The sequence below is a fragment of the Streptomyces radicis genome (assembly GCF_003626575.1).
GTDB classification, from domain to species: Bacteria; Actinomycetota; Actinomycetes; order Streptomycetales; family Streptomycetaceae; genus Streptomyces; species Streptomyces radicis.
In genome coordinates, this window is record NZ_RBDY01000002.1 from 356,015 (window position 1) to 378,928 (window position 22,914).

The window sequence follows — 22,914 nt, forward strand, 5'->3', positions numbered from 1 at the left end:
GCCGGCATTACCCGGTAACAGGTTCGGCGGTCGGCGCAGCCCCAGCGCCCTCTCAGCCCCGTGCTCGGAGCTCCCGCGATGTGCAAACTCGCCCTTCCACGCTAACGGCACACCGGGCGGGCTGAACAGAGGGCCGTGATTCTTACGCGATGATCGGAGCGTGACGGCACCCGAACACCACGCCCCGCCGGACGGTCCGCCCCCGCCACGCGCCCCGGCGCACGAGCCCGCGCACGGCCATGCGCACGGCCCCGTCGCTCCCGTCTCGGGACAGCTGCGGCGGCTGATCGCCGCGGTGCTGATCCCGTTCGCGGTCGCCATGGTGGCGGGCGTCGCGCTGCTGTGGCCCGACGGTGCGCCCGAGGGGCACGAGCACACCGGGGTGGGCTTCGACCAGCAGTTGGAGGAGGCCAGGGTGACGGGCGTCACCGAGGTCGCGTGCGACGAGGTCGGCGTCGTGGTGCCCGAGGGGCTGGGCGGGACGTGCGAGCAGGCGACGGTCGAGGTGACGTCGGGGCCCGACGCGGGGCGGACGTTCACCGAGCTGGTGCCGCCCGACGCGACGCGGCGCTACGAGACGGGCCAGGACGTGGTCGTCGCCCACGCGCCGGACGCCCCCACGGAGTTGCAGTACCGCGTCACGGATGTGAAACGCACCGTGCCGATGCTCGTGCTGGCCGCGGTGTTCGCGCTGGCCGTGGTCGCGGTGGGGCGGCTGCGGGGGCTGCTCGCGCTCGCGGGCCTCGGGGTGAGCTTCGCGGTGCTGACGCTGTTCATCCTGCCCGCGATCCTGCGCGGCTCGAATCCCTTGATCGTGGCGGTGATCGGGGGCAGCGTGATCATGCTGGTGACGCTGTACCTGTGCCACGGGATCAACGCCCGCACCTCGGTCGCCGTCCTCGGCACGCTGGTGTCGCTGCTGCTGATCGGGCTGTTGGGCTCGGCGTTCATGGGCTGGGCGCACCTGACGGGGAACACCGACGAGCAGACGGGCCTCGTGCACAGCCTCTATCCGGGGATCGAGATCAAGGGGCTGCTGCTCGCCGGGATCCTGATCGGCTCGCTCGGCGTGCTCGACGACGTGACCGTGACGCAGACATCGGCGGTGTGGGAGCTGAAGCTGGCGGAGCCGGGCGCGAGTTGGCTCAAGCTCTACCGGGCGGGGATGCGGATCGGCAGGGACCACATCGCGTCGGTGGTGAACACGCTGGTGCTCGCGTACGCGGGGGCGGCGCTGCCTTTGCTGCTGTTGTTCACCATCGCACAGAGCGGGGTGGAAACCGTGGCGTTCAGCGAGCTGGTGGCCGAGGAGATCGTCAGGACGCTGGTGGGCTCGATCGGCCTGGTGGCCTCGGTGCCGGTGACGACGGTGCTGGCCGCGCTCGTGGTGAGCGCCGACCGGGGACAGCGGGAACGGGTGGGGCGGGAGGCGACGGCCCAGGTGGCGGCGGCCGGGGCGGGGCGGGCCGCTACCAACCGCCACCGGAGGAGGAGGAAGAGGTGAACTTCCGCACCACGAAGATCAGGATCGCGACCAGGGCCGCGAACAGCAGCACGCGGAAGAGCATCCCGATGAGCCAGGTGATCACGCCGATCAGCAGGGTGCCGAAGACCGCGAGCGCGATGGTGGGGATGGCGATCCACCGCACCCACCACGGCAGTGTCATAAAGGCTTCCTTCATTGCCACGGCTCCTGTTCCACACGTACCCGACACCTTGAGCTTAAGCGCGCGGGAGCCCCGCCGGGAGCCCCACCGGCCCCCGTCGGCCCCTGACCGTTCCCTGACACGACCCTGAGAAGCGGCCCCCTCGACCCTCGGGCCGGCGCCCGGATCAGCCCTCGGGCGGCGAGAAGACCACCATCACCCGCAGGTCCTCGGTGATGTGGTGGAAGCGGGCCGGGGTCCCGGCCGGGACATAGACCACGCTGCCGCGCGCCACCATGGTCGTCTCCTCGCCCACGGTCATCGACGCCCGGCCGCTGACCACGAAGTTGAGCACGTCCTGGCGCTGCGGGCGCTGGGTGTCCTGCGCCCCGGCGTCGAGCGCGTAGAGGCCGACGGACAGGTTGCGTTCGCGAAGAAAGCGCAGGTACGCGCCATTGTGGGCGAGCCTTTCCGCCTCCAGGCGATCCAGCCGGAACTCCTTCATCGGCTCATCCCCCTTGCGCCACCGGTGCCATCTGAAACGATCTCCTGTATGACAAGCATCCTGATCCGGTTCGTCGCCAACGCGGTGGCCCTCGGCGTCGCCGTATGGCTGCTGGGCGACATCTCCCTCGGCGAGGAAGACGCCAGCACGGCAAGCAAGACGGGCACGCTGCTCTTCGTCGCGCTGATCTTCGGGCTGGTGAACCTCATCGTCAAGCCCATCGTGAAGTTCTTCTCCATGCCCCTGCTGATCCTGACCCTGGGCCTGTTCACGCTGGTGATCAACGCCCTGATGCTCCTGCTCACCGACTGGATCGTGGGGGACTCCTTCGAGGTCGACGGCTTCGGCGCCGCCGTGCTTGGCGGTCTGATCATCTCGATCGTCTCGTGGGCGGTCAACATGGTCCTGGACCGCGACGACGACGACTGATGACGAACGATTGGTGACCGATGACGACTGAGCCCCGCCCAGGCACCTACCGCGTGTGCTTCGTGTGCAGCGGGAACATCTGCCGCTCGCCCATGGCCGAGGTCGTCCTGCGGGCGCGGCTCGACGAGCGCGGCCTGGGCGGGCGGGTCGCCGTGGACAGCGCGGGCACGGGCGACTGGCACGCGGGCGACCCCGCGGACGCGCGCGCGTGGGCGGCGTTGGACGAGGCCGGTTACGCCGTGGGTCCCGACGACCACGCGGCGCGCTGCTTCGACCCCGGCTGGTTCGGGCGCTACGACCTGGTCGTGGCGCTCGACCGCGGCCACGAACGCGCCCTGCGGCGGCTCGCCCCGACCGCGGCCGACGCGGCGAAGGTCAGGCTGCTGCTGGCCGGGCCCGCGCACGCGGGCGCCCCCGACGTGCCCGACCCGTACTACGGCGACGACGCGGGCTTCGCGGCCTGCCTCGCGATCATCGAGGGCGGCATGCCGGACGTGCTCGAGGCGATCGACCGGGGGCTGGCGGGGCGGGTGGGTCCGACGTGAACGCGAACGGTCTCGCCCGCCGCGTCGCCGCCCTGACCGGCGCGGGCTCAGGGGCCGCGCACCCGGTCGGCGGCGGCGAGATCTGCGCGGCCTACCGGGTCGAACTGGACGACGGCAGAACGGTGTTCGCCAAGACGCTGGCCGACGCCGCGCCCGACTTCTTCGCCGCCGAGGCCGCCGGGCTCGACCTGCTGCGCACCACGGGCGCGGTGGCGATCCCCGGCGTGCTCGCGGCCGTTCCCGACCTGCTGGTGCTGGAGTGGGTGACGGCCGAGGAGCCGACGCCGGCGCGCGCCGAGCGCCTGGGGCGCGAGCTGGCCGCGCTGCACGCCACGCCCGCGCCGCACTACGGAACGCGCGGGCCGCTGTATCTGGGACCCGTGCCCCTCGAGACCCCGGTGCCTCCGGTCGCCGACCCTGGTGGCTGGCCCGCGTTCCACGCGGAGTTCAGGCTGCTGCCGCTGCTGCGTCTCGCCAGGGACAGCGGCGGGATCGCGCCGGGGGACGCGGCGGTGGTGGAACGCCTCTGCGCCGCGATCGACGAGGTGGCGGGCGAGGCCCAGCCGCCCGCGGTGATCCATGGCGACCTGTGGGCCGGGAACGTCCTGTGGGGCGAGACCCTTTCGCACCTGATCGACCCGGCCGCGCAGGGCGGGCACCCGGAGCAGGACCTGGCGTTCCTCGAGCTGTCCCGCTGCCCGCACATCGACCGGCTGCTCGCGGCCTACGAGGAGATCCGCCCCCTGCCGGGCCGCGCGGGCCGCGCGCCGCTGCACAGCCTGCACCACATCCTCATCCACGCCGCGCTGTTCGGCGGCTCCTACGGCCCGCAGAGCGCGGCGGCGGCCCGGGCGGCGCTGGCCGCCGCGGGGACCTCCTGAGCCGCGCCCTACCCTGGGGGCGTGGAAAGGGGCGCACGCGCATGATCGGGCACAACGGGGCGGAAATCGACGGGGTCGGTGGCCTCGGCGGACTCGACGGGGTCGGCGAGGGGACGCGGGCCGTGCGGGCCGGGCTGCCCGACGCCGAGCCGTACAGGCCGCCGATGCCGGGCCCCGTGCTCGCCGCGCACTACCACCTGCCGGGCGACCCGGCCGCCGCCCCCTACGGCTACGGCCGCGAGGCCAATCCCACCTGGACCCTGCTCGAACGGGCCGTCGCCGATCTCGAGTCGCCCACCGCGCCCGCCCACGCGACCGTCTTCCCCTCGGGGATCGCGGCGACCGCGGCCGTGCTGTTCGCCCTGCTCCGCCCAGGCGACACCGCCGTGCTCCCGTCCGACGGCTACCAGTTGCTGCCGCGGGTCCGCGCGCGCCTCGAGGCGTTCGGCGTGACCTTCCGCACCGCGCCCACCGGCGGCGACGCCCAACTCGCCGCGCTGGACGGCGGGGTGCGGCTGCTCTGGCTGGAGACCCCGTCCAACCCCGGGCTCGACGTGTGCGACATCCGCCGCCTCTGCGCCGCAGCGCACGCCGGGGGCGCGCTCGTCGCCGTGGACAACACCCTCGCAACCCCCCTCGGCCAGCGCCCCCTCGACCTGGGCGCCGACCTGTCCGTGGCCAGCGGCACCAAGGCGTTCAACGGCCACGGCGACGTCCTCCTCGGCTATGTCGCGACGCGCGACGACCGCCTGGCCGACGAGATCCGCGCGTGGCGCACCACCACGGGCGCCATCCTCGGCCCCATGGAGGCGTGGCTCGCGCACCGCGGCCTGGCCACGCTGCACCTGCGCACCGACCGGCAGCAGGCCAACGCGCTCGCCGTCGCCGCCGCCCTGCGCGAGCGGCCCGAGGTGACCGGGCTGCGCTACCCGGGCCTGCCCGACGACCCCGCGCACGCCACCGCGGCGGCGCAGATGCGGCGTTACGGCTGTGTGGTGTCGTTCACGCTGCCCGACCGGGAGCGCGCCGAGCGCTTCCTCGCCGCGCTCTCGCTCGTGGGCGACGCCACGAGCTTCGGCGGCGTCCGCTCCACGGCGGAGCGGCGCGCGCGGTGGGGCGGGGACCCGGTGGCGGAGGGGTTCATCAGGCTCTCGGTCGGCGTGGAGGACGCCGATGACCTGATCGCCGACCTGTGTGCCGCCCTCGACACGGCGAGTGAAGCGCGCCCGTGAGGTTTCACGGGGCGGCCCCCGGGCCACAAGTCTCTCCATGGCCCACGCACAACCGGTGGTCAAGCGCACGGCCCGCGCCATCCTGCTCGACGGGTACGACCTGATCGTCATCAAGCGCACCAAGCCGGGCCGCCCGCCGTACTGGATCACCCCGGGCGGCGGCGTCGAGCCCGAGGACGCCACCGTGCTCGACGCCCTGCACCGCGAGGTGTCCGAGGAGCTCGGCGCGGAGATCACCGATGTGGTGCCCGCGTTCGTGGACACCGTGCCGCACGTCCCCGAGCCGGGCGACGGCTGTCCCCCCGGGCTCAAGGTGCAGCACTTCTTCGTGTGCCGCCTGCTGTCGATGGACCCGTCGCTGCGGCACGGGCCCGAGGTGGAAGCGCCGTGCGGCACCTACGAGATCGTGCGGCTGCCGTTCACGCCCGAGGGCCTCGACTCCGTCGACCTGGTGCCGCTCTCGCTGCGCTCCTACCTCACGCGGAACATCCCCGGCATCCACACGCTGCTGGCGCGCGACCTGGTCTGAACGCGCCGCGAGGCGTGAACGCGCCGCCCGGCGTGCGCCCCGCGCTCAGCCGAACCAGCCGCCCGCGCGCCCCCCGCCGCCCGGCGTCGTGCGCTGGGCGCGCTCCAGGGCGCGGCGCGCCTCCTCGCGCCACGCCTCCGCGTCCGGCGGGGGCGGCGGCTCGACCGCGGGCGCCCCCGCCGGGGGGAGCGCGCGCGCCGGCGCGGAACGCCCGTTGAGCTCCCGCGTGCGCCGCACCTGCGCGTCCCTGGCCGCGCCGAAGAAGTCGCCGCCCTTGCGCTTGTAGTCGTCGGTCCCCCAGTCGCGCGCGGTGCGCCGTGCCGCCTTGACCAGCTGCGGGATGTGCTTGGCGCAGTGGATGTACGCCTCGACCACGTCGATGCGCACCCACAGCTCGGCCCGCCGCCCCGGCACCGTCTCCCGCGGCAGCTCGGGGTGGATCGCGCGCAGCTCGGCGTCGGGGACGACGCGGGCGCGGCCGTTGATGTGCAGGCCGATCCTCGCCCGGTCGAAGTCCATCAGCAGCAGGCCCGCGTGGGGGTTCTCCGAGATGTTGCCGAGGGAGGCGTGCACGCCGTTGCCCCGGTACTCGGGATACGCGAGGGAGCGCGGGTCGAGCACGTGCAGGAAGCCGGGCGGCCCGGCGCGGAAGGAGCTGTCGCACTCGCCGTCGCGGTCGGCCGTGGCCAGGAAGAACATCTCCTGCCTGGCGACGAACTCCCGCATGCGCTCGTTGAGATGGTCGAGCACCTGCTCGTCGTAGAACCGGTCGGCGCGCTGCTCGGTGCCGAGCCTCCGCTGCCACGCGTGCTCGCCGTCGCTGCCCGGGCGGCCCGAGCGGTCCGGCGCGGCCTGCCACTCGGCCTGGGGCGGGGGCGCGAGCGGGGGCGCGGGTGGTATGGCGGGGGCGCTCGGTGCGACCGGCGGGCGCGCGGGAGGCAACGGGGCGACCACGCCCCTGTCCGTCCGCTCGGTCCGCACCGGCAGCGGCGGCCGCTCCGGGCGGACGGGCCTGACCGGCAGCGGGCCGTTCCCTTCACTTCCTGTGCCTGGCATCCCTGTCATGCGTCGCTTCACTTCTCGGTGTCGTGCGTCAGATCGTCGTCGTCGGATGTGCTCGGGGGTACGGCGGGGGCGTGGGCTATTTCGGCGGCACGAGCGTTCCCGTGAAGTCGTGCCGGATCCGGTCGGCCGGGATGCCGCACGACACCAGCGCGTCCACGCTCTTGCGGATCATCTGCGGCGGCCCGGACAGATAGCCGTCGAACTCCTGCCATGGCCCGAACTGCCGGACGGCCTCGGGCAGTCGGCCCGTGAGACCGCGCGTCGCGAAGTGCTCGACGACGGGCCGCACCGCGAGCCACGGGTGGCGGCGCTCCAGGTCGAGGAAGGAGTCCAGGTCGTAGAGGTCGGCGTCGCGGTTGGCGCCGAAGAACACCTCGACGGGGCGGCGCCTGCCGTGCTGCGCCACGTCCTCGACCAGCGCCTTGATGGGCGCGATCCCGGTGCTGCCGCCCACGCAGATCAGGCCCCGGTCGGAGGCGTGGTCCACGGTCATCGAGCCGCCCGGCGGCCCCAGCCTGATGACGTCACCGCGCCGCGCCCTGTGCACGAGCGCCCGCGAAACCCAGCCCGCGGGCACGGCCTTGACATGGAACGACAGCAGCCCGTCGCTGCGCGGGCTCGACGCGAACGAGTAGTGCCGCCACACCCGCGGCCACCAGGGCGTCTCCAGGCTGGCGTACTGCCCGGCCCGGTAGGGGTAGGGGTGCTCGGGCCTGACGGTCACCACGGCGACCTCGCTCGTGCGGCGTTCGTGCCCGACGATCTCCGCGTCCCACCACGCCGGGGCGCGCAGCTCGTCGGCGGCGGCCGCGTCGATCATGGTCTGCGAGATCGCGGTGTACGCCCGCACCCACGCCGCCTCGGCCTCGGGGCCCCACGTGCCCGGGGCGTAACGTTCCAGCGCGTACATCAACGCCTCGCCCACCGCCGGGTAGTGCTCGGACCTGGTGCCGTACTTGCGGTGGCCCCGGCCCAGATGGGCCAGGTAGTCGGTGAGCGTCACCGTGTCGTCGATGTGCTCGGCCGCGGTGAGCAGCGCGCCGAAGAGGCGGTCGCGCTGGGCGTCCATCGCGGGCGGGAACATGTCCCGCAGCCAGGGGTTCTGGACGAACAGCAGCGCGTAGAAATAGGAGGTGACCTCGTCGGCGATCGGCTCGATCTCGGCGAGAGTCCGTCTGATCACGACCGCGTCGGGGGATGGCACCTCAGTCTTCTCCCGGGGGGCGGGTACGCCCCCCGTGGTGGTGGCGCCGTCGTCGGCGGATATCGCGGTCATGACTCTGCCTCGCCTCGATCAACTCCCGGCGATCACACCGGGACCCGGCCACCGAGCCCCCCGCATCCCACTGGCACAACGGTTTCACACCGCTCGGATGCTCGACTGACCCTACCGTTACGCGGCTGAGACACAAGCCCCTTCCGGAAACGTGAAGTTCGCGCGGTTCTTCCCGCTTTCTCGGATGTCTTCCGCCCATATCGCCATGCGCACCGCAACATCGGCAGACATCCCGCGGATCGGCGCGCTCCTCGCCGACGACGCGCACGGCGCCTCCCGCCCGCCGCCGCCCGCTCAGCGCCAGCCCTCGGGGTCGGCCCCGCCGGGCACCGGTGCCTCCGGGTCGTACGGCCGCCGTGTGAAGACGAAGGTGCCCAGGTCGAGATGGGTCACCGTGCCGTCGTCGCGGCGGCCCACCCGCAGCGTCTCACCCGCGTAGTACCCGTCGAGCCCGGTCCATGTCCCGTCCGCCTCGGGCCTGAAGCGCGACCCGCGCCCGGCGTTCCCCACGGGCCGCAGCGACAGATACCCGTCCTCGTGCAGCCGCAGCACGTCGTCCGACGTCCCCCAGTACCAGTGCCCGGTCAACGCCACAAGATCCGGGTCCGCCTCGGCCAGCGGGCGCCACGCGGGCGGCTCCGACGGCTCGTGCTCGGCGAGCAGGGCGAGCAGGTCCCACGCGAGCGGCCCGGTCCCCGAGGTGGCGTTGGCCAGCGTGACGGCGGCCATCCCCTCGTCCGGGCTCGCCCACAGCCCGGCGACGAAGCCCGGCATCGAGCCGCCGTGCCCGACGAGCAGCCGCCCCTCGTGCCGCACCAGCTGCGTTCCCAGGCCGTACGCCGTCTCCCACGACGCGGCCTCGGGGCCCGAGGCGGCCCGCCGCATCTCGGCGAGGCTCTCCGCGCCGAGAACCCGGTCGTCCCCCGCGAGCAGGAACGCCGCGAACGCGCACAGGTCGTCCACCGTGGACCACAGCTGCCCGGCCGGGGCCATCCGCCCGGTGTCCACCATGGGCTCGGGCTGCCGCACATCCGCGAACGGATGCACCGCCCAGCCGCGCGCGTACGGCTCGACCGGCAGCGCGGTCGTCCGCGTCATCCCCAGCGGGCCGAGCACCTCCGCCCGGAGCACGTCGAACCAGGGCGCGCCGCGCAGCTTCTCGATGAGCGCGCCGAGCAGCGCGTAGCCGGGGTTGGAGTAGTGGAAGCGGCGCCCTTCGGGGTGCTTGCGGGGCGACTCACCGAACACATCGGCCAGTTCGGGGCGCAACGAGCCGGGCGTGCGCTCCCACCACGGCCCGCGCGCCTCCGCCGCGAGCCCCCCGGTGTGCGCGAGCAGCTGCGCGATGGTGGCGCCGCCGCCGTGCGGGGTCGACAGGTGCGCGCCCAGCGGGTCGCCCAGGTCGATGAGCCCCTCGTCGCGCAGCCGCATGACCTGCACGGCGGTCACGGTCTTGGTGATCGAGCCGATGCGGTACCGGGTGGCCCCGGCGCCCCCCGGGCCCACCTCGCCCCGGCCCCCGGCCCATACGCGCCGCCCGTCGCGCACCAGCCCGGCCACCACCGAGGGCGCGCGCCTCTCGGACTGGGCCACGGCCAGGCGGTGGCCCAGGGCGCGTGCGGTCGCGGGAAGCACCTCGGGGGTGGGAAGCGCCTCGTCGGCGGGGAACGTCTCGGCGGTGGGGAACGCCTCGGCGGCAGGCCGCCGTTCAGGATCCGTCATGGCGCCCACTCATACCACGCGCGCCCCCGGCGTACTCGGGCGCGAGTAGCCTCGGATACTCCCCCCGTCAGACGCCGCGGCGGTCTCCCGACGGGACCGTGAGGGGCATGAAACCACTCGCCCGCCCCGTTCGCCGGGGCCTCCTCGTCACACACGTCGTCGTATCGGTCGGCTGGCTCGGGCTCACGCTGTGCCTGCTGGTCCTGGGCGTCACCGGAGCGGTCAGCGGCTCGGAGGCGACCGCGGAGGCCGCCTACCGCTCGATGAAGATCTTCGGCGACTGGCTGCTCGCGCCACTCGCGCTGCTCACCCTGGGCACGGGCGTCGTGCTCTCGCTGGGCACCCACTGGGGGCTCGTCCGCCACCGCTGGGTGCTGATCAAGTTCGTGCTGACCCTGATCACGACGGCCGCGTCGCTGTTCGCGCTGCGGAGCGGGATCGACGACGCCGCGGGCGAGGTCGCCGCGGGGCGGCGGGTGACCGACGGCGCGGGGCTGGTCGTCCCGCCCTCCGTGGCGCTCGCGTGCTACCTCTTCATGACCGCGATCTCGGTGCTCAAGCCCTGGGGCACGACCCGCTGGGGGCGGCGGGCGCGACAGGAGGCGGCGGCGCGGCGCCATGGTGGTGAGCGGGGTGGTGAGCACGGTGGTGAGCGGGGCAGCGCGCGCGGCGGAAAAGCGGTCGCCGCGCGTCCGGCGCGTCAGCCAGTCTGAGCCGGTGACCTCAACGCCGCCGGTGCCCCCCATCCGCCGCCTCACCGTCCATGACCTGCCCGCCTGCCTCGACCTCGCCGTGGACCGCGGCTGGCCCCGCGAGGCGCACAAGTGGCGCCTGCTCCTGACCGCGGGCCAGGGCTATGGCGTCGACGCACCGCCGGGAGAGGGCGGCGGGCTGATCGCCTCGGTGGTGGTGACGCCGTACGCGGACACGCACCGCGCCATCGGCATGATGGTCGTCGCCGAGCGCAGGGAGCGCCAGGGCATCGGGCGCGCGCTCATGCGGCACGCGCTGGCCGAGTGCGGGACCGCGGCGGTCTTCCTCAGCGCCACGGACAACGGGCGCCCGCTCTACGAGCAGCTCGGCTTCAAGGCGGTGGGCGCGTTCACGACGCTGACCGGCCGGTTCACCGGCGGCCCCGAGGACGCGGGGCCCGCCGTGACCGTCCGCCCCGCCACCGCGGGCGACCTGCCCGCGGTCCTCTCCTATGACCGGCCCGTCTTCGGCGCCGACCGCACCGAGCTGCTCGCCCGCCTCCCGTCGTTCGCCGACCGCTTCCTGGTCGCCGAGCGGGCGGGCCGCCTGATCGGGTATGGCGCTTCCTGGCCGAACGTGACCACGACGGTCATCGGCCCCCTGCTCGCCGATGACGAGGCCACCGCCCGCGCCCTGCTCGCCCGCCTCGGCGCCGCCGCGCCCCTGCCGATCCGCTTCGACGCGGACGACCGCCACCCCGACCTGGCCGACTGGCTGCGGAAACGCGGCCTCGCCGACCGCGGCCGCTGCGCCCTGATGGTCACCGGCTCCCCCGATCTCCCCGGCGACATCACCCGCCGCTTCGCCCCGTACTCGGTCGCCATGGGATGACACGTCCGGACATCAGATATCCATCCGTATCTTCACGGAATATCCATCGTTAACCCGATCAGCGGAACTCGAACCCGAGTCCGCGAACGATCGAAGGAACGAAGGATGACACCGAACCACGAAGCCGATCTCCTGGAGTCGCGCGCCCTGCGCGACCACTACGGGGATCGGGTCCACGCGCTCGACAAGGTCAAGGCGCTGCGCATGCTGCCCGACGACCTGCACCTGACGACGGCCATGGTGGCCGAGTACTACGAGGTGGGGATCACCGTGCTCACCTCGCTGATCGAGGACCACCGGGAGGAGATGGAGGCCTGTGGATATCTCGTCCTGACCGGCGCCCCACTGAGTCACTTCAAGCGAGTCAGTGGGATCTCGTCGCGTGCGTCGGCGCTCGCGCTGTTCACCCGGCGGGCCGTGCTGAACGTCGGAATGCTGCTCCGCGACAGCGTTGTCGCACGTCAGGTGCGTACCTACCTCCTCGACACCGAGGAGGCGAGCCGCGCGGGGGCCACAGATCCGCCTGTGGATAACTCCCACGACCCGCTGAACGCCCCTGTGGACAACTTTGTCCGCGGCTTCGCCGAGTGGGTCACCGACCGGATCGTCTCCGAGGTCGACCGGCGCACGGCGCGGTTCTCCGACGCCCACACGATCGCACTGGCGCGCGACGCCGTGCGGGAGGTCATCGGCCGCGCCGTGCTCCCCCTCCTCAACGCCTCCCACGAGACCACGGGGGAGCTGCTGCGGCGGGTCACCGTCGTCGAGGACGAACAGGTCCGCCTCTGGCGGGTCCTGAAGGCACTCCGCGCCTGACCGTCCCCTGATCACCTCCGGCCGTCGGTGACCGACGACGATCGCCCATGACCGCGCATGACCCCCCACGTCATCGACGGCCGGACCACAGGGCGTTCGGACGCGTCCGATTCGTTCAAGCCCGCGGCGGGCACCGCTGCCTAGGCTGCGGGACATGACACCTCGACTCGACCTGATCGGCATCATCACCGACGACATGGCCGCCTCCCTCGCCTTCTACCGCCGCCTCGGCCTCGACATCCCGACCGGCGTGGAGGGCGACCCGCACGTCGAGGCCGTGCTGCCCGGCGGCATCAGGCTGGCCTGGGACACCGCGGAGACCGCCTCGGCCATCGACCCTGAGTGGTCCCCCAAGCCCGAGGGCAGCCGACTGAGCCTGGCGTTCCGCTGCGAGGACGCGGCCGATGTGGACCACCAGTACGCCGACCTCGTCCAGGCCGGCTACGCGGGCGAGAAGGAGCCGTGGGACGCGTACTGGGGCCAGCGCTACGCCGTCGTCCACGACCCCGACGGCAACTCCGTCGACCTCTTCGCGCCCCTCGGCTGACCCTGGGCCGACGCCGACCGTCGGCCCCACCGCGCCGCCCCCCCGCCTCACAGCGCCGAGATCGGCACCCCGGCCAGGCCCTTCACCTCCCGCGCCAGATGGGCCTGGTCCGCGTACCCCGCGACCGCGGCCACCTCGGCCAGCGGCCTCCCGCCCCTGGCCAGGGCCAGCGCCCGCTGCATCCGCAACACCCTGGCCAGCGTCTTCGGCCCATAGCCGAACGCCGCCAGGCTCCGCCGCCGCAGCTGCCGCTCGCTCAGCCCCAGCCGCTCGGCCGTCTCCCGCACGCCCGTCCCGCGCGCCAACGCCGCCACCGCGCCCCGGCGCCACGCCGAGTCCGGCTCACCCTCGGCCAGCCGCGCCGCCGCCACCGCCTCGAGCGCCGCGCCCGGGTCCGCGGCCGCCGCGACGCGTTCGCCCAGCTCGGCCACCCGCGCCGACGCGGGCCACAGATCGGCCAGCGGCACCCGCCGATCCGTCAGCTCGCACGCGGGCACCCCGAACACGCGGGGCCCGGTCCCCGGCGCGAACCTCACCCCCACCGTCAGCGTCCCCGGCACCCGCTCGACGGCATACGCGCGCGTGTCGGGGCCCGCCACCTGCAACGTCCCGTCGAACCACAGCAGATCCATGCACCCGTCGGGCAGCACAAGGCCCACCCCGGCCGCCTCGGAACGCACACCCCATACGACGGCCCCACCGCCGAGCCGCGATCCCCGCTCCCGATACACACCCCCAGCATGCCCCCGACCCCCCGCCCCAGGCCAAGCCGTTCACCCCTCATCACCGCGGCGGGCGCAGCGCCTGCCACCCCTCGGGAAGCCCCTCCGCGCACGCCCGCACGAGCTCGAGCAGCCGGTTCACGGGCTGCGCCGACCAGTGCCGCGCCTCCGGCTCGGGGCCCCTGGCCACCGCGCCGACCGCCCACACCACGTGGTGCCACAGCGCCCGCGCCGCCCACGCCGCCGCCCCGCTCTCGCCGCGGCCCTCCAGATAGCCGTCGAGCACCTCGGGCAGCGCCCGCATCGGCACCTTCGCGAACTCCACCGCGGGCTCGGTCAACGCCGCGTCCCCCCAGTCGAGCAGCGCCACGAGCCGCCCGTCAGGGCCCGGATCCACCAGCAGGTTCGCCGCCGACACATCGCCGTGGATGAGCACGGGCGCGTCGAACGGCGGCGCCAGCGCGGCCAGCGCCCCGAGCCAGCCGAGCAGCCAGCGGGCCAGGTCCGCGCTCAGCCACCCCTCGGCCACCAAACGCTCCACGCCGGGCCCCGGGTCCCCCACCGGATCCGCGGGGACGCCCGCCCGCACCTCCGGAGGAACGGGCGCCGCGTGCAGCAGCGCCAGCTCACGCCCCAGCTCGCGCCGCGCCCGCGGCCCCGGCTCGGCCACCGCGACCCCTGGCGCCCTGCGCAGCACCAGGTAGGGCGCGCCGAACGGTGGCCCGCCCGCCCCGAACTCCACGACCTCGGGCGTCCGCACCCCGGCGGCCACCGCGTGCGGGACGACCAGCGCCTCCTTGCGGAGATCGGCCGCGAAGCCGGTCCTGGCGACCTTGAGCACCAGGTCGGCGCCCAGCAGGTGCACCTCCCCTGCCACCCCCTGGAACGCCGCGGGCCGCACCGCGTCCGCCGCCACCCCGAGCCGCGCGGCCATCTCCCGTACCGCCGCGGCCCGTTCACCCCTCACGACGCCACCAGGCGGCCCAACAGCCGGACGAGTGTCGCCCGTTCCTCCTCCGTCAGAGGGTCGAGCAGCGCGCCATGGGCCATGGCGAGGGCCGCGTCGGCCCGGGCCAGGGACGCCCTGCCCTCGTCGGTCGGGGTGATGACGTTGCGCCTGCGGTCGCCGCTGTCGGGGGCGCGGATCACCAGGCCCGCGGCGGACAGCTCGTTCAGCGCGGCCACCACGTCGCTCCGGTCGATGCCGCACCGGCGCGCCAGCGCGGCCTGACTCGCCGGGCCGAACTCCACCAGCGCCGCCAGCAGCGCGTAGTGGTACCTGCGACCGCCCACCCCGGCGAACGCCTCACCCACCACCCGGCCCGCGTGCGTCGCGACCTGCGCCAGGAGCCAGCTCGGCGCCTCCAGCAGGCGAACCGGAACACGATCATCCGCCGAACCCATGCCCCGACCCTAACAACCCTGGCGCCGGGGCGAGATGGCCAGGTCAGCAGGCCGACGAGGTCAGAAGCCGCCCTCCATGTTGACGAAGCGTGAGTAGTGGCCCTGGAACGCCACGGTGATCGTGGCCGTCGGGCCGTTGCGGTGCTTGGCCACGATCAGGTCCGCCTCGCCGGCCCGGGGCGACTCCTTCTCGTACGCGTCCTCCCGGTGCAACAGGATGACCATGTCGGCATCCTGCTCGATCGAACCCGACTCACGGAGATCGGAGATCATCGGCTTCTTGTCGGTCCGCTGCTCCGGGCCTCGGTTCAGCTGGGAGAGCGCCACCACCGGCACCTCGAGCTCCTTGGCCAGCAGCTTCAGGTTCCGCGACATCTCCGAGACCTCCTGCTGCCTGGACTCGGGGCGCCGACTGCCGCCGGTCTGCATCAGCTGGAGGTAGTCGATGATGACGAGCTGCAACGCGTTGCGCTGGCGCAGCCGACGGCACTTGGCGCGGATCTCCATCATCGACAGGTTGGGCGAGTCGTCGATGTAGAGCGGCGCCTCGTTCACCTCGGCCATCTGGCGGGCCAGTCGGTTCCAGTCCTCGTCCGTCATGCTGCCCGACCGCATGTGGTGCAGCGCCACCCGCGCCTCGGCCGAGAGCAGTCGCATCGCGATTTCGTTCCGGCCCATCTCCAGCGAGAAGATGACGCTCGGCAGCTTGTGCTTGATCGAGCAGGCGCGCGCGAAGTCCAGGGCGAGGGTGGAGTTGTGCGTGGGGATCATCGATCGGGTGGCCAGGTACAGGTGGTCGGGGTTGTCCACCTGGACACAGCGGACCGGGACGCTCGCGACCTCGCGAACGTCGGTGATGAACCGCTGCCGCAGCCCGGGAGTGGCGGGGCGCCCGCGCTCCGCGAGCGCGCGCCGCTTGCGCTCGAGCCCGAACACCTCGTCAGTCGGCGTGAATGTGACGAGGTACGCGGTGGACGACCGCCCGGAACGCCCTTTGACCGGCTTCGTCCGCACGCCGGAGCGATAGCCGAGGCTGGTGACCAGCTCGCGGAACCCGTCGGCAAGAGCCTTGTCGGTGACCGCGAACCGCACAGAGCCGGTGCTCGTGACCGTGCCATCGGTGTCCAGCAGCCCAGCGAGCAGCTCCCTCCGCTGGGCGATGGAGCCGCGCAGGTAGACCTGGGGAATGTGCTTGTTCCCCAGCACACCCAAGTCCTCCAGCCGCGCGAGGAGACCGTCGTGTCTCCTGGAACAGACGACGCGGGGCCGCTCGGTCAGCTCTCGCTCGGCGACGGAGAGCCCGACGGCGTGGGTGATCGACGTTCCCCCGGCCCGGCGGACCTCGAAGCCGTCGTCGGCGATGCGCCGGACGATCTCCGGATCGGCCGAGGTGATCCTGGCGGCGTCGCTGTGGCTGTCGCCGAGCCAGCTACCCAGGACGAACGGCGCGATGGGGAGATCCCGGTGCGGAAGGTCGAGCGGAGCCGCGGTCCGCACGGAGTGGTTCCGGCGCGCGTCGGCCGTGTGGCAGTGCAGCGTCTCGGCGATCTCCTTGGTGGTCTTCACCGAGGCGAGGACGCCCTGGCGCCCTTGCTCCTCGCGATCGACGACGGCCGCCTTGGCCGCCCTGCGCGAAGCGCGCGTGTCGGTGAGCCACTGGTGATCCGCGTCCGCGATGACCGTCGTGCCGTCGTCGAACACGACCTCGTAGCACGGTCGCCCCGTCATCACGTCGGTGGCGGCCACGACCCGCGTCGGCTTACCCGACGCGTCGAGCAGGTGGTCGCCGGGACGCACCTCCCCCATGGTGGTCCACCCGGTCGGGGTGGGCAGCGGGGTGTCGAGCGCCAGCGCCTTGCCCATCGCGGGGCGGGCGGCGATCACCACCATCTGGCCGGGGTGCAGACCGTTGGTCAGCGAGTCCAGGTCGGTGAACCCCGTGGGCACGCCGGTCATCTCGCCGCTGCGGTTGCTGATGGCCTCGATCTCGTCGAGCGTGCCCTCCATGATCTCGCCGAGCGGCAGGTAGTCCTCGGTCGTGCGCTGCTCGGTGACGGCGTAGATCTCGGCCTGCGCGGTGTTGACGATGTCGTCGACGTCGCCGTCCGACGCGTATCCCATCTGCGTGATCCTGGTGCCCGCCTGGACCAGGCGGCGCAGCACCGCGCGGTCGTGCACGATCTCCGCGTAGTACTCGGCGTTGGCCGCGGTCGGGACCATGTGGACCAGCGAGTGCACATAGCCCGCGCCGCCCACCTTGGCGAGCTCACCGCGCTTGGTCAGCTCGGCCGAGATGGTGATCGGGTCGGCGGGCTCACCCTTGGCGTAGAGGTCGATGATCGCGCCGTAGATCGTCTCGTGCGCGGGCTTGTAGAAGTCGGCCCCGCGCAGCACCTCGACCACGTCGGCGATGGCGTCCTTGGAGAGCAGCATGCCCCCGAGCACGGACTGCTCGGCGGCCAGGTCCTGCGGGGGCAGCCGCTCGAACGCCGCCCGCTCGGGGTCACTCGGCTCCATCTCCCGGCGGGGCCTCGAGACCGGCAGCCGGTCGTCCTCGCCCGGTCCGTCCCAGGGTCCAGCGTGCTCGTCGAGATCGGACACCGACCCCGCCTCCTCCCGGCTCCAACCGCCGTGCTCCGTCTCTTTCCTACGCCACAGCTCTGACATTCCGCACCGGGCGGGGCCTACGGTACGGGTCCGCGGAGGGAGGACCAACCCAAGTTATCCACAGGCTATGTGGATTTCAGATCACACCCTGTGGATGACCGGGGCCCATCTGTGGACGAACGTCGGGACACACCCCGTGACCCCTCGCCACCGGTCCGCTCACACCCGCGCTGACCTGCCGTTTTCCCCGCGCATATGACGGAGCGACAGCCGCCGTTCCCCCTCGCCGAGATCACGACAACGCCCGCAGAACATCACACCGCACCCCGCGTCGAGTAAGGGCCCATAAGGCCTTGCGTCCATTACCTGTGGATGTTTGGATCGAGCCATGTCCCCAGCGTCACCAGCCACCGCGCCGACAGGCCGCGAAGGTCCCGCCGAGCCCGCCGACGACCGGGGCGCGCGCAGGCGGGCCCGGCGCGCGCAGGACCGCGAGATCCTCGTCCTGGCCCTCCCCGCCCTCGGCTCGCTCGTCGCCGAGCCGCTGTTCCTGATGGCCGACAGCGCGATGATCGGCCACCTCGGCACCCCGCAGCTCGCGGGGCTCGGGGTGGCCGCCGCGCTGCTGACCACGTTCGTCAACGTCTTCGTCTTCCTCGCCTACGCCACCACCGCCGCGGTCGCCCGCAGCGTCGGAGCCCGCGACCACGCCGCCGCCATCCGGCAGGGCATGGACGGCATATGGCTCGCGATCCTGCTCGGCGCCGCCCTGGTCGTCACCGTCGTCCCCACCGCGCCCGCGCTGGTGGACGCGTTCGGCGCCTCGGCCACCGCTGCCCCGCACGCCGTCACCTATCTGCGGATCAGCACCCTCGGCATCCCCGCGATGCTCGTCGTCCTCGCGGCGACCGGCGTGCTCAGGGGCCTCCAGGACACCCGCACCCCGCTCGCCGTCGCCATCGGCGGCTTCACCGCCAACGTCGCGCTGAACGCCCTCTTCATCTACGGCCTCGACGCCGGGATCGCCGGCTCGGCCTGGGGCACGGTGCTGGCCCAGTGGGGCATGGCCGCCGTCTACCTCGTGGTCGTCGTCCGCGGCGCCAGGACCCATGGCGCGGTGCTCCGCCCCAGCAGGGCGGGGATCGTCGCCAACGCGCGGGCCGGAGTGCCCCTGCTCGTGCGCACCCTGTCGCTGCGCGGGGTCCTGCTGATCGCCACCGCCGTCGCCGCCCGCCTCGGGGACGCCGACATCGCGGCCCACCAGATCGCGCTCACCCTGTGGACGCTGCTGGCCTTCGGCCTCGACGCCATCGCGATAGCGGGCCAGGCCATCATCGGCCGCCGCCTCGGCGCGAACGACGCCGAAGGGGCGCGGGCCGCCTGCCGCCGCATGGTGTTCTGGGGCGTGGCCTCGGGCGCGGTGCTCGCCGTGCTCGTGGTCGCGGCCGGGCCGCTGATCCTGCGGCTGTTCACCGGGGACCCCGAGGTGCGCGACCAACTCCTGCCCGTGCTCTGGGTGATCGCCGTGACGCAGCCGATCGCGGGCGTGGTGTTCGTGCTCGACGGGGTGCTGATGGGCGCGGGCGACGGCCCCTATCTGGCCTGGGCGATGCTGCTGACGCTCGCGATGTTCGCGCCCGTCGCGCTGCTCGTGCCGACGCTCGGGGGCGGCGTCACCGCGCTGTGGTGGGCGATCGCCGGGCTGATGATGGCCACCCGCCTGGCGACCCTGGGACTGCGGGCCAGGACGGGCCGCTGGGTCGTCACCGGGGCCGTCCGCGCCTGACGGGACCGAGAGGGACCGTGAGGACGCGGAACGGCCCGGTGCGGGACGCGCTCGACGCGCGACCCTTTACCGAACGTTACCGGCCGTCACTTGGCCGACTCGACGTGGACGCCGACGTTGGCCACGACCTCGGGGTGCAGCCGGACGGAGATCCGGTGCGTGCCCAGGCTCTTGATCGGGGTGGTCAGCTCGATGCGGCGCTTGTCCACATCGGGCCCGCCCGCGGTCTTCACCGCGGAGACGATGTCGGCCGGGGTGACGGAGCCGAAGAGGCGACCGCCGGTGCCGGCGCGGACCTTCAGGCGCACGGTCACGCCCTCGATCTGGGACTTGACGTCGTTGGCCTGCTCGATCGTGGCGATCTCGCGGATCTTGCGGCCGCGGCGGATCTGCTCGACGTCCTTCTGGCCGCCCTTGGTCCAGCGGATCGCGGCACCGCGGGGCAGCAGATAGTTGCGGGCGTACCCGTCCTTCACCTCGACGACGTCACCGGCCGTGCCGAGGCCGGCGACCTCACCGGTCAGGATGATCTTCATGACGCTGTGGTCACCCTCTCCTAGCGAGCGGTCGAGGTGTAGGGCAGCAGCGCCATCTCACGGCTGTTCTTCACGGCCGTCGCGACATCACGCTGGTGCTGGGTGCAGTTGCCGGTGACCCGGCGGGCACGGATCTTGCCGCGGTCGGAAATGAACTTCCGCAGCAGGTTCGTGTCCTTGTAGTCGACGTAGGAGATCTTCTCCTTGCAGAAGACGCAAACCTTCTTCTTCGGCTTGCGCGCAGGCGGCTTCGCCATGGTGTCTGTCTCTCTCGATGATTCACAAAGAAGTGCGTGCTGTGCCGAGCGCGCCCGTCAGAAGGGCGGCTCGTCCGAGTAGCCGCCGCCGGAGCCTCCGCCCCAGCCGCCACCGCCGCCACCGCCGCCGCCCTGCGACCCGCCGCCGCCGCCACCGGCGGGGGCGCTGGTCGCCCAGGGGTCGCCCGCCGGGGCTCCGCCCTGCGGACCGCCACCACCCTGGCCGCCGCCGCCACCCCAGCCGCCACCGCCGCCGCCCTGGCCGCCGCGACCGGCGGCGCGGGTGACCTTGGCGGTCGCGTTGCGCAGGCTCGGGCCGACCTCTTCGACGTCGAGCTCGAAGACCGTGCGCTTGACGCCGTCCCTGTCCTCGTACGAGCGCTGCTTGAGGCGGCCCTGCACGACGACGCGGGTGCCCTTGGTCAGCGACTCGGCGACGTTCTCCGCCGCCTGGCGCCAGATCGAGCAGGTCAGGAACAGGCTCTCGCCGTCCCGCCACTCGTTCGTCTGGCGGTCGAAGATCCTCGGGGTGGACGCGACGCGGAACTTCGCGACGGCCGCGCCTGACGGGGTGAAGCGCAGCTCGGGATCGTCGACAAGGTTGCCGACGACCGTGATGACGGTCTCGCCTGCCATTGGGGAACTCCTCGGCGGGGGTTAACTGCTGTTGCTGCGATGATGACGCATGGCACTGACAGTGCTACTCGGTGTCCCGGGACCGGACCGGCCCCCGGGCTCAGTGGGTGGCCGGGCGGAGGACCTTCGTCCGCATGACCGACTCGTTCAGGTTCATCTGCCGGTCGAGCTCCTTGACGACGTCGGGCGCCGCCTGGAGGTCGATCACGGAGTAGATGCCCTCGGGCTTCTTGTTGATCTCGTAGGCCAGACGGCGGCGACCCCAGGTGTCGATCTTCTCGACCTTGCCGTCGCCCTCGCGGACGACGGACATGAAGCTCTCGATCAGCGGAGCGACGGCGCGCTCCTCCAGGTCGGGGTCGAGGATCACCATCACCTCGTAGTGACGCATGCGAGAACCCACCTCCTCTGGACTCGGCGGCCACGGGCGATCCGTGGCAGGAGGGTCGTGATGCGCTTTCCGCGGGGGCCGTACGGGCGGTACGCCTGCACGGGGCGCGGAGAGTACACCGTACCCGCACCGGCCCGCCGCGTTGAAATCCGGGTGGATCCGGGCCGATGAGGTAGCAACCCGGACACCTCGGGTACTCGGCGGCCGGAGGTGTACCCATGGCACTCACGACGAACCCCATCAGTCTGCTGAACACCAACGGGCGGCCGCACCCGGTGCAGAACACGGCGGCCGTCGTCACCTTCGTGCTCGGCCTGGTCTCCGCGGCCACCTCGATCTCGCCCGGTCTTTACCTGACCAGCAGCTGGGTCGGCCTGGTCGCCCTGCTGATCGGCGGCTGGTCGCAGATGATCTCCGCCACCACGGGTCAGCGCATCGTCACCGTCCTCGGCCTGGGCGCGGCGGGCCCCGGCTTCTACCTCGGGATGGCCCACGGCGGCCTCTTCGGCGGCTGGCTCGGCTAGCGCCGACCCCCCGGGGGCACCCCGGGGCCCCGGCGGCGCGCGGCCCGCGGCGGCACCGCGGCGTCCCGGGGGACCGGCCGCGCCGTTAGGCTTCCGGCCATACCCCGCGACGGATGCCGGAGGAGCCCCCCGAATGAGCCTGACCCTGAGGACCATCAGTCGCGAGCAGCATGTGGCGTACATCGGCTCGCTGCCATCGGCCAGCCATATGCAGGTGCCTGCCTGGGGCGACGTCAAGGCGGAGTGGCGCTCCGAGTCGCTCGGCTGGTTCGACCGCACGGACCAGCTCGTCGGCGTGGGCCTGGTGCTCTACCGTCAGCTGCCGCGGCTCAAGCGCTACTTGGCGTACCTTCCAGAGGGCCCGGTCATCAACTGGTACGCGCCCAACCTCGACGAGTGGCTCAAGCCGATGCTCGACCACCTCAAGCGGCAGGGCGCGTTCTCCGTGAAGATGGGCCCGCCCGTCGTGATCAGGCGGTGGGACGCCGCCGCGGTCAAGGCCGGGATCCAGAGCCAGGACGCCAAGCGGCTGCGCGACGTGGAGGCGACGTTCATCGAGCCGCGCGCCTTCGAGGTCGCGGACCGGCTGCGCCGCATGGGCTGGCAGCAGGGCGAGGACGAGGGCGCCGGGTTCGGCGACGTGCAGCCGCGTTACGTCTTCCAGATCCCGCTGCGCGGCCGGTCGCTCGACGAGGTCCACAAGGGCTTCAACCAGCTGTGGCGGCGCAACATCAAGAAGGCGGAGAAGGCCGGCGTCGAGGTGGTGAGAGGGGGGTTCGACGATCTGCCGGAGTGGCAGCGCCTGTATGAGATCACGGCGGAACGTGACAAGTTCCGTCCGCGTCCGCTCATGTATTTCGAACGGATGTGGCGCGTTCTGAACGCGGAGGACCCCGACCGCATGCGCCTGTACTTCGCCACGCACGAGGGCGAGGCGGTGGCCGCGGCGACGATGCTGATCGTGGGCGGCCATGTGTGGTATTCGTACGGTGCCTCCGCCAATCACAAGCGCGAGGTCCGCCCGTCCAACGCGATGCAGTGGCGCATGCTCCAGGACGCCCACGCCCTCAAGGCGGACGTGTACGACCTGCGGGGCATCGGTGACTCGCTGGAGGAGACCGATCATCTCTTCGGCCTGATCCAGTTCAAGGTGGGAACGGGCGGCGAGGCGGCAGAGTATCTCGGCGAGTGGGACTTCCCGCTCAACAAGCTGCTGCACAAGGCGCTCGACATTTACATGTCACGTCGCTGACCCTCCTCCGGACATACCAGGG

26 protein-coding genes are annotated in these 22,914 nt (G+C 72.8%); 13 read left to right on the forward strand and 13 right to left on the reverse strand.

Annotated features, from left to right (window positions below; all coding sequences use genetic code 11):
* Nucleotides 1-160: 160 nt before the first annotated feature.
* Nucleotides 161-1,504 carry a YibE/F family protein gene (locus tag D7318_RS04560; protein WP_120695520.1) on the forward strand — a complete coding sequence of 448 codons (1,344 nt, stop codon included), beginning with the start codon at nucleotides 161-163 and terminating at the stop codon, nucleotides 1,502-1,504.
* Here D7318_RS04560 and D7318_RS04565 read toward each other — a convergent pair.
* Together D7318_RS04565 and D7318_RS04570 are read right to left on the reverse strand one after the other, a co-directional pair.
* Nucleotides 1,470-1,682, reverse strand: coding sequence for a DUF5326 family protein (locus tag D7318_RS04565; protein WP_120695521.1), 213 nt, complete (start codon nucleotides 1,680-1,682; stop codon nucleotides 1,470-1,472). The genes D7318_RS04560 and D7318_RS04565 overlap by 35 nt on opposite strands.
* A 151-nt stretch (nucleotides 1,683-1,833) precedes the next feature.
* A complete protein-coding gene (locus tag D7318_RS04570) occupies nucleotides 1,834-2,151 on the reverse strand; it encodes a cupin domain-containing protein (RefSeq protein WP_120695522.1) in 318 nt (105 codons plus the stop codon).
* Between the two features lie 48 nt (nucleotides 2,152-2,199).
* Here D7318_RS04570 and D7318_RS04575 point away from each other — a divergent pair, with 48 nt between their 5' ends.
* The 5 genes from D7318_RS04575 to D7318_RS04595 are packed head-to-tail and all read left to right on the forward strand — an operon-like array spanning nucleotide 2,200 to nucleotide 5,767.
* The gene (locus D7318_RS04575; RefSeq protein ID WP_120695523.1) at nucleotides 2,200-2,580 is read left to right on the forward strand and encodes a phage holin family protein; all 381 of its coding nucleotides are present in this window, start codon (nucleotides 2,200-2,202) and stop codon (nucleotides 2,578-2,580) included.
* A 20-nt stretch (nucleotides 2,581-2,600) separates the two neighbouring features.
* Nucleotides 2,601-3,125, forward strand: a complete 525-nt coding sequence (locus tag D7318_RS04580; protein ID WP_120695524.1) for a low molecular weight protein-tyrosine-phosphatase — start codon at nucleotides 2,601-2,603, stop codon at nucleotides 3,123-3,125.
* Nucleotides 3,122-4,006 (forward strand): fructosamine kinase family protein, encoded by an 885-nt coding sequence (locus tag D7318_RS04585; RefSeq protein WP_120695525.1) that lies wholly within the window; start codon nucleotides 3,122-3,124, stop codon nucleotides 4,004-4,006. The genes D7318_RS04580 and D7318_RS04585 overlap by 4 nt, the downstream gene beginning before the upstream one ends.
* Nucleotides 4,007-4,047: 41 nt before the next feature.
* Nucleotides 4,048-5,238: a cystathionine gamma-lyase gene (locus tag D7318_RS04590; protein ID WP_120695526.1), complete on the forward strand. Its 1,191-nt coding sequence runs from the start codon at nucleotides 4,048-4,050 to the stop codon at nucleotides 5,236-5,238.
* A 37-nt stretch (nucleotides 5,239-5,275) separates the two neighbouring features.
* On the forward strand, nucleotides 5,276-5,767 hold the full coding sequence (locus D7318_RS04595) for an NUDIX domain-containing protein (protein ID WP_120695527.1): 492 nt from the start codon (nucleotides 5,276-5,278) through the stop codon (nucleotides 5,765-5,767).
* 45 nt (nucleotides 5,768-5,812) lie between these two features.
* Here the strand turns inward: D7318_RS04595 and D7318_RS04600 are convergent, their stop codons facing one another.
* The 3 genes from D7318_RS04600 to D7318_RS04610 all read right to left on the reverse strand — a co-directional run bounded on the left by D7318_RS04600 (nucleotide 5,813) and on the right by D7318_RS04610 (nucleotide 9,830).
* Entirely contained in the window at nucleotides 5,813-6,832 is a 1,020-nt protein-coding gene (locus D7318_RS04600) for a pyridoxamine 5'-phosphate oxidase family protein (protein WP_329604551.1), read from the reverse strand.
* Between the two features lie 76 nt (nucleotides 6,833-6,908).
* Complete coding sequence (locus tag D7318_RS04605) at nucleotides 6,909-8,108, reverse strand: globin domain-containing protein (RefSeq protein WP_120695529.1); 1,200 nt, start codon at nucleotides 8,106-8,108, stop codon at nucleotides 6,909-6,911.
* 294 nt (nucleotides 8,109-8,402) lie between these two features.
* Complete coding sequence (locus D7318_RS04610) at nucleotides 8,403-9,830, reverse strand: serine hydrolase domain-containing protein (RefSeq protein WP_183091290.1); 1,428 nt, start codon at nucleotides 9,828-9,830, stop codon at nucleotides 8,403-8,405.
* Between the two features lie 107 nt (nucleotides 9,831-9,937).
* On the opposite strand from D7318_RS04610, the gene D7318_RS04615 reads away from it, so the two are divergent.
* The 4 genes from D7318_RS04615 to D7318_RS04630 all read left to right on the forward strand — a co-directional run bounded on the left by D7318_RS04615 (nucleotide 9,938) and on the right by D7318_RS04630 (nucleotide 12,777).
* On the forward strand, nucleotides 9,938-10,543 hold the full coding sequence (locus D7318_RS04615) for a DUF2269 domain-containing protein (protein ID WP_230423348.1): 606 nt from the start codon (nucleotides 9,938-9,940) through the stop codon (nucleotides 10,541-10,543).
* 4 nt (nucleotides 10,544-10,547) lie between these two features.
* Nucleotides 10,548-11,414: a GNAT family N-acetyltransferase gene (locus D7318_RS04620; RefSeq protein WP_230423349.1), complete on the forward strand. Its 867-nt coding sequence runs from the start codon at nucleotides 10,548-10,550 to the stop codon at nucleotides 11,412-11,414.
* Nucleotides 11,415-11,519: 105 nt separating this feature from the next.
* A complete protein-coding gene (locus D7318_RS04625; RefSeq protein ID WP_120695531.1) occupies nucleotides 11,520-12,230 on the forward strand; it encodes a restriction endonuclease in 711 nt (236 codons plus the stop codon).
* A 154-nt stretch (nucleotides 12,231-12,384) separates the two neighbouring features.
* Nucleotides 12,385-12,777 (forward strand): VOC family protein, encoded by a 393-nt coding sequence (locus D7318_RS04630; protein ID WP_120695532.1) that lies wholly within the window; start codon nucleotides 12,385-12,387, stop codon nucleotides 12,775-12,777.
* A 47-nt stretch (nucleotides 12,778-12,824) separates the two neighbouring features.
* Here D7318_RS04630 and D7318_RS04635 read toward each other — a convergent pair whose 3' ends face one another.
* Genes D7318_RS04635 through dnaB form a run of 4 tightly spaced genes read right to left on the reverse strand, consistent with a single transcriptional unit; the run spans nucleotide 12,825 to nucleotide 17,570 of the window.
* Nucleotides 12,825-13,508, reverse strand: a complete 684-nt coding sequence (locus D7318_RS04635; RefSeq protein WP_120695533.1) for a helix-turn-helix transcriptional regulator — start codon at nucleotides 13,506-13,508, stop codon at nucleotides 12,825-12,827.
* 52 nt (nucleotides 13,509-13,560) lie between these two features.
* Entirely contained in the window at nucleotides 13,561-14,466 is a 906-nt protein-coding gene (locus D7318_RS04640) for a phosphotransferase family protein (protein WP_147437618.1), read from the reverse strand.
* On the reverse strand, nucleotides 14,463-14,903 hold the full coding sequence (locus tag D7318_RS04645; protein WP_120695535.1) for a MarR family winged helix-turn-helix transcriptional regulator: 441 nt from the start codon (nucleotides 14,901-14,903) through the stop codon (nucleotides 14,463-14,465). Before D7318_RS04645 ends, D7318_RS04640 begins: the two co-directional genes overlap by 4 nt.
* A gap of 60 nt (nucleotides 14,904-14,963) precedes the next feature.
* Complete coding sequence (dnaB, locus tag D7318_RS04650; RefSeq protein WP_408055442.1) at nucleotides 14,964-17,570, reverse strand: replicative DNA helicase; 2,607 nt, start codon at nucleotides 17,568-17,570, stop codon at nucleotides 14,964-14,966.
* Between the two features lie 328 nt (nucleotides 17,571-17,898).
* Between dnaB and D7318_RS04655 the strand changes: the two genes are divergently transcribed.
* A complete protein-coding gene (locus D7318_RS04655) occupies nucleotides 17,899-19,296 on the forward strand; it encodes an MATE family efflux transporter (RefSeq protein WP_120695536.1) in 1,398 nt (465 codons plus the stop codon).
* A gap of 86 nt (nucleotides 19,297-19,382) precedes the next feature.
* Here D7318_RS04655 and rplI read toward each other — a convergent pair whose 3' ends face one another.
* The 4 genes from rplI to rpsF all read right to left on the reverse strand — a co-directional run bounded on the left by rplI (nucleotide 19,383) and on the right by rpsF (nucleotide 21,116).
* The gene (gene rplI / locus D7318_RS04660) at nucleotides 19,383-19,832 is read right to left on the reverse strand and encodes a 50S ribosomal protein L9 (protein ID WP_120695537.1); all 450 of its coding nucleotides are present in this window, start codon (nucleotides 19,830-19,832) and stop codon (nucleotides 19,383-19,385) included.
* A gap of 20 nt (nucleotides 19,833-19,852) precedes the next feature.
* Nucleotides 19,853-20,089, reverse strand: a complete 237-nt coding sequence (gene rpsR, locus D7318_RS04665; protein WP_003978893.1) for a 30S ribosomal protein S18 — start codon at nucleotides 20,087-20,089, stop codon at nucleotides 19,853-19,855.
* Between the two features lie 57 nt (nucleotides 20,090-20,146).
* Complete coding sequence (locus D7318_RS04670) at nucleotides 20,147-20,725, reverse strand: single-stranded DNA-binding protein (RefSeq protein ID WP_120695538.1); 579 nt, start codon at nucleotides 20,723-20,725, stop codon at nucleotides 20,147-20,149.
* Between the two features lie 100 nt (nucleotides 20,726-20,825).
* Complete coding sequence (gene rpsF, locus D7318_RS04675) at nucleotides 20,826-21,116, reverse strand: 30S ribosomal protein S6 (RefSeq protein WP_113689698.1); 291 nt, start codon at nucleotides 21,114-21,116, stop codon at nucleotides 20,826-20,828.
* Nucleotides 21,117-21,334: 218 nt separating this feature from the next.
* Here rpsF and D7318_RS04680 point away from each other — a divergent pair, with 218 nt between their 5' ends.
* Both D7318_RS04680 and D7318_RS04685 read left to right on the forward strand, forming a co-directional pair.
* Nucleotides 21,335-21,640 carry a hypothetical protein gene (locus D7318_RS04680; protein WP_120695539.1) on the forward strand — a complete coding sequence of 102 codons (306 nt, stop codon included), beginning with the start codon at nucleotides 21,335-21,337 and terminating at the stop codon, nucleotides 21,638-21,640.
* 133 nt (nucleotides 21,641-21,773) lie between these two features.
* Complete coding sequence (locus tag D7318_RS04685; protein ID WP_120695540.1) at nucleotides 21,774-22,892, forward strand: lipid II:glycine glycyltransferase FemX; 1,119 nt, start codon at nucleotides 21,774-21,776, stop codon at nucleotides 22,890-22,892.
* Nucleotides 22,893-22,914 lie beyond the last annotated feature (22 nt).

What these genes read in the sequence shown, in the direction of transcription:
- D7318_RS04565 (WP_120695521.1), bottom strand. Translation starts at nt 1,682, where the DNA reads ATGAAGGAAGCCTTTATGACACTGCCGTGGTGGGTGCGGTGGATCGCC.
- D7318_RS04570 (WP_120695522.1), bottom strand. Translation starts at nt 2,151, where the DNA reads ATGAAGGAGTTCCGGCTGGATCGCCTGGAGGCGGAAAGGCTCGCCCAC.
- D7318_RS04575 (WP_120695523.1), top strand. Translation starts at nt 2,200, where the DNA reads ATGACAAGCATCCTGATCCGGTTCGTCGCCAACGCGGTGGCCCTCGGC.
- D7318_RS04580 (WP_120695524.1), top strand. Translation starts at nt 2,601, where the DNA reads ATGACGACTGAGCCCCGCCCAGGCACCTACCGCGTGTGCTTCGTGTGC.
- D7318_RS04590 (WP_120695526.1), top strand. Translation starts at nt 4,048, where the DNA reads ATGATCGGGCACAACGGGGCGGAAATCGACGGGGTCGGTGGCCTCGGC.
- D7318_RS04595 (WP_120695527.1), top strand. Translation starts at nt 5,276, where the DNA reads ATGGCCCACGCACAACCGGTGGTCAAGCGCACGGCCCGCGCCATCCTG.
- D7318_RS04600 (WP_329604551.1), bottom strand. Translation starts at nt 6,832, where the DNA reads ATGACAGGGATGCCAGGCACAGGAAGTGAAGGGAACGGCCCGCTGCCG.
- D7318_RS04605 (WP_120695529.1), bottom strand. Translation starts at nt 8,108, where the DNA reads ATGACCGCGATATCCGCCGACGACGGCGCCACCACCACGGGGGGCGTA.
- D7318_RS04610 (WP_183091290.1), bottom strand. Translation starts at nt 9,830, where the DNA reads ATGACGGATCCTGAACGGCGGCCTGCCGCCGAGGCGTTCCCCACCGCC.
- D7318_RS04615 (WP_230423348.1), top strand. Translation starts at nt 9,938, where the DNA reads ATGAAACCACTCGCCCGCCCCGTTCGCCGGGGCCTCCTCGTCACACAC.
- D7318_RS04625 (WP_120695531.1), top strand. Translation starts at nt 11,520, where the DNA reads ATGACACCGAACCACGAAGCCGATCTCCTGGAGTCGCGCGCCCTGCGC.
- D7318_RS04630 (WP_120695532.1), top strand. Translation starts at nt 12,385, where the DNA reads ATGACACCTCGACTCGACCTGATCGGCATCATCACCGACGACATGGCC.
- D7318_RS04645 (WP_120695535.1), bottom strand. Translation starts at nt 14,903, where the DNA reads ATGGGTTCGGCGGATGATCGTGTTCCGGTTCGCCTGCTGGAGGCGCCG.
- dnaB (WP_408055442.1), bottom strand. Translation starts at nt 17,570, where the DNA reads ATGTCAGAGCTGTGGCGTAGGAAAGAGACGGAGCACGGCGGTTGGAGC.
- D7318_RS04655 (WP_120695536.1), top strand. Translation starts at nt 17,899, where the DNA reads ATGTCCCCAGCGTCACCAGCCACCGCGCCGACAGGCCGCGAAGGTCCC.
- rplI (WP_120695537.1), bottom strand. Translation starts at nt 19,832, where the DNA reads ATGAAGATCATCCTGACCGGTGAGGTCGCCGGCCTCGGCACGGCCGGT.
- rpsR (WP_003978893.1), bottom strand. Translation starts at nt 20,089, where the DNA reads ATGGCGAAGCCGCCTGCGCGCAAGCCGAAGAAGAAGGTTTGCGTCTTC.
- D7318_RS04670 (WP_120695538.1), bottom strand. Translation starts at nt 20,725, where the DNA reads ATGGCAGGCGAGACCGTCATCACGGTCGTCGGCAACCTTGTCGACGAT.
- rpsF (WP_113689698.1), bottom strand. Translation starts at nt 21,116, where the DNA reads ATGCGTCACTACGAGGTGATGGTGATCCTCGACCCCGACCTGGAGGAG.
- D7318_RS04680 (WP_120695539.1), top strand. Translation starts at nt 21,335, where the DNA reads ATGGCACTCACGACGAACCCCATCAGTCTGCTGAACACCAACGGGCGG.
- D7318_RS04685 (WP_120695540.1), top strand. Translation starts at nt 21,774, where the DNA reads ATGAGCCTGACCCTGAGGACCATCAGTCGCGAGCAGCATGTGGCGTAC.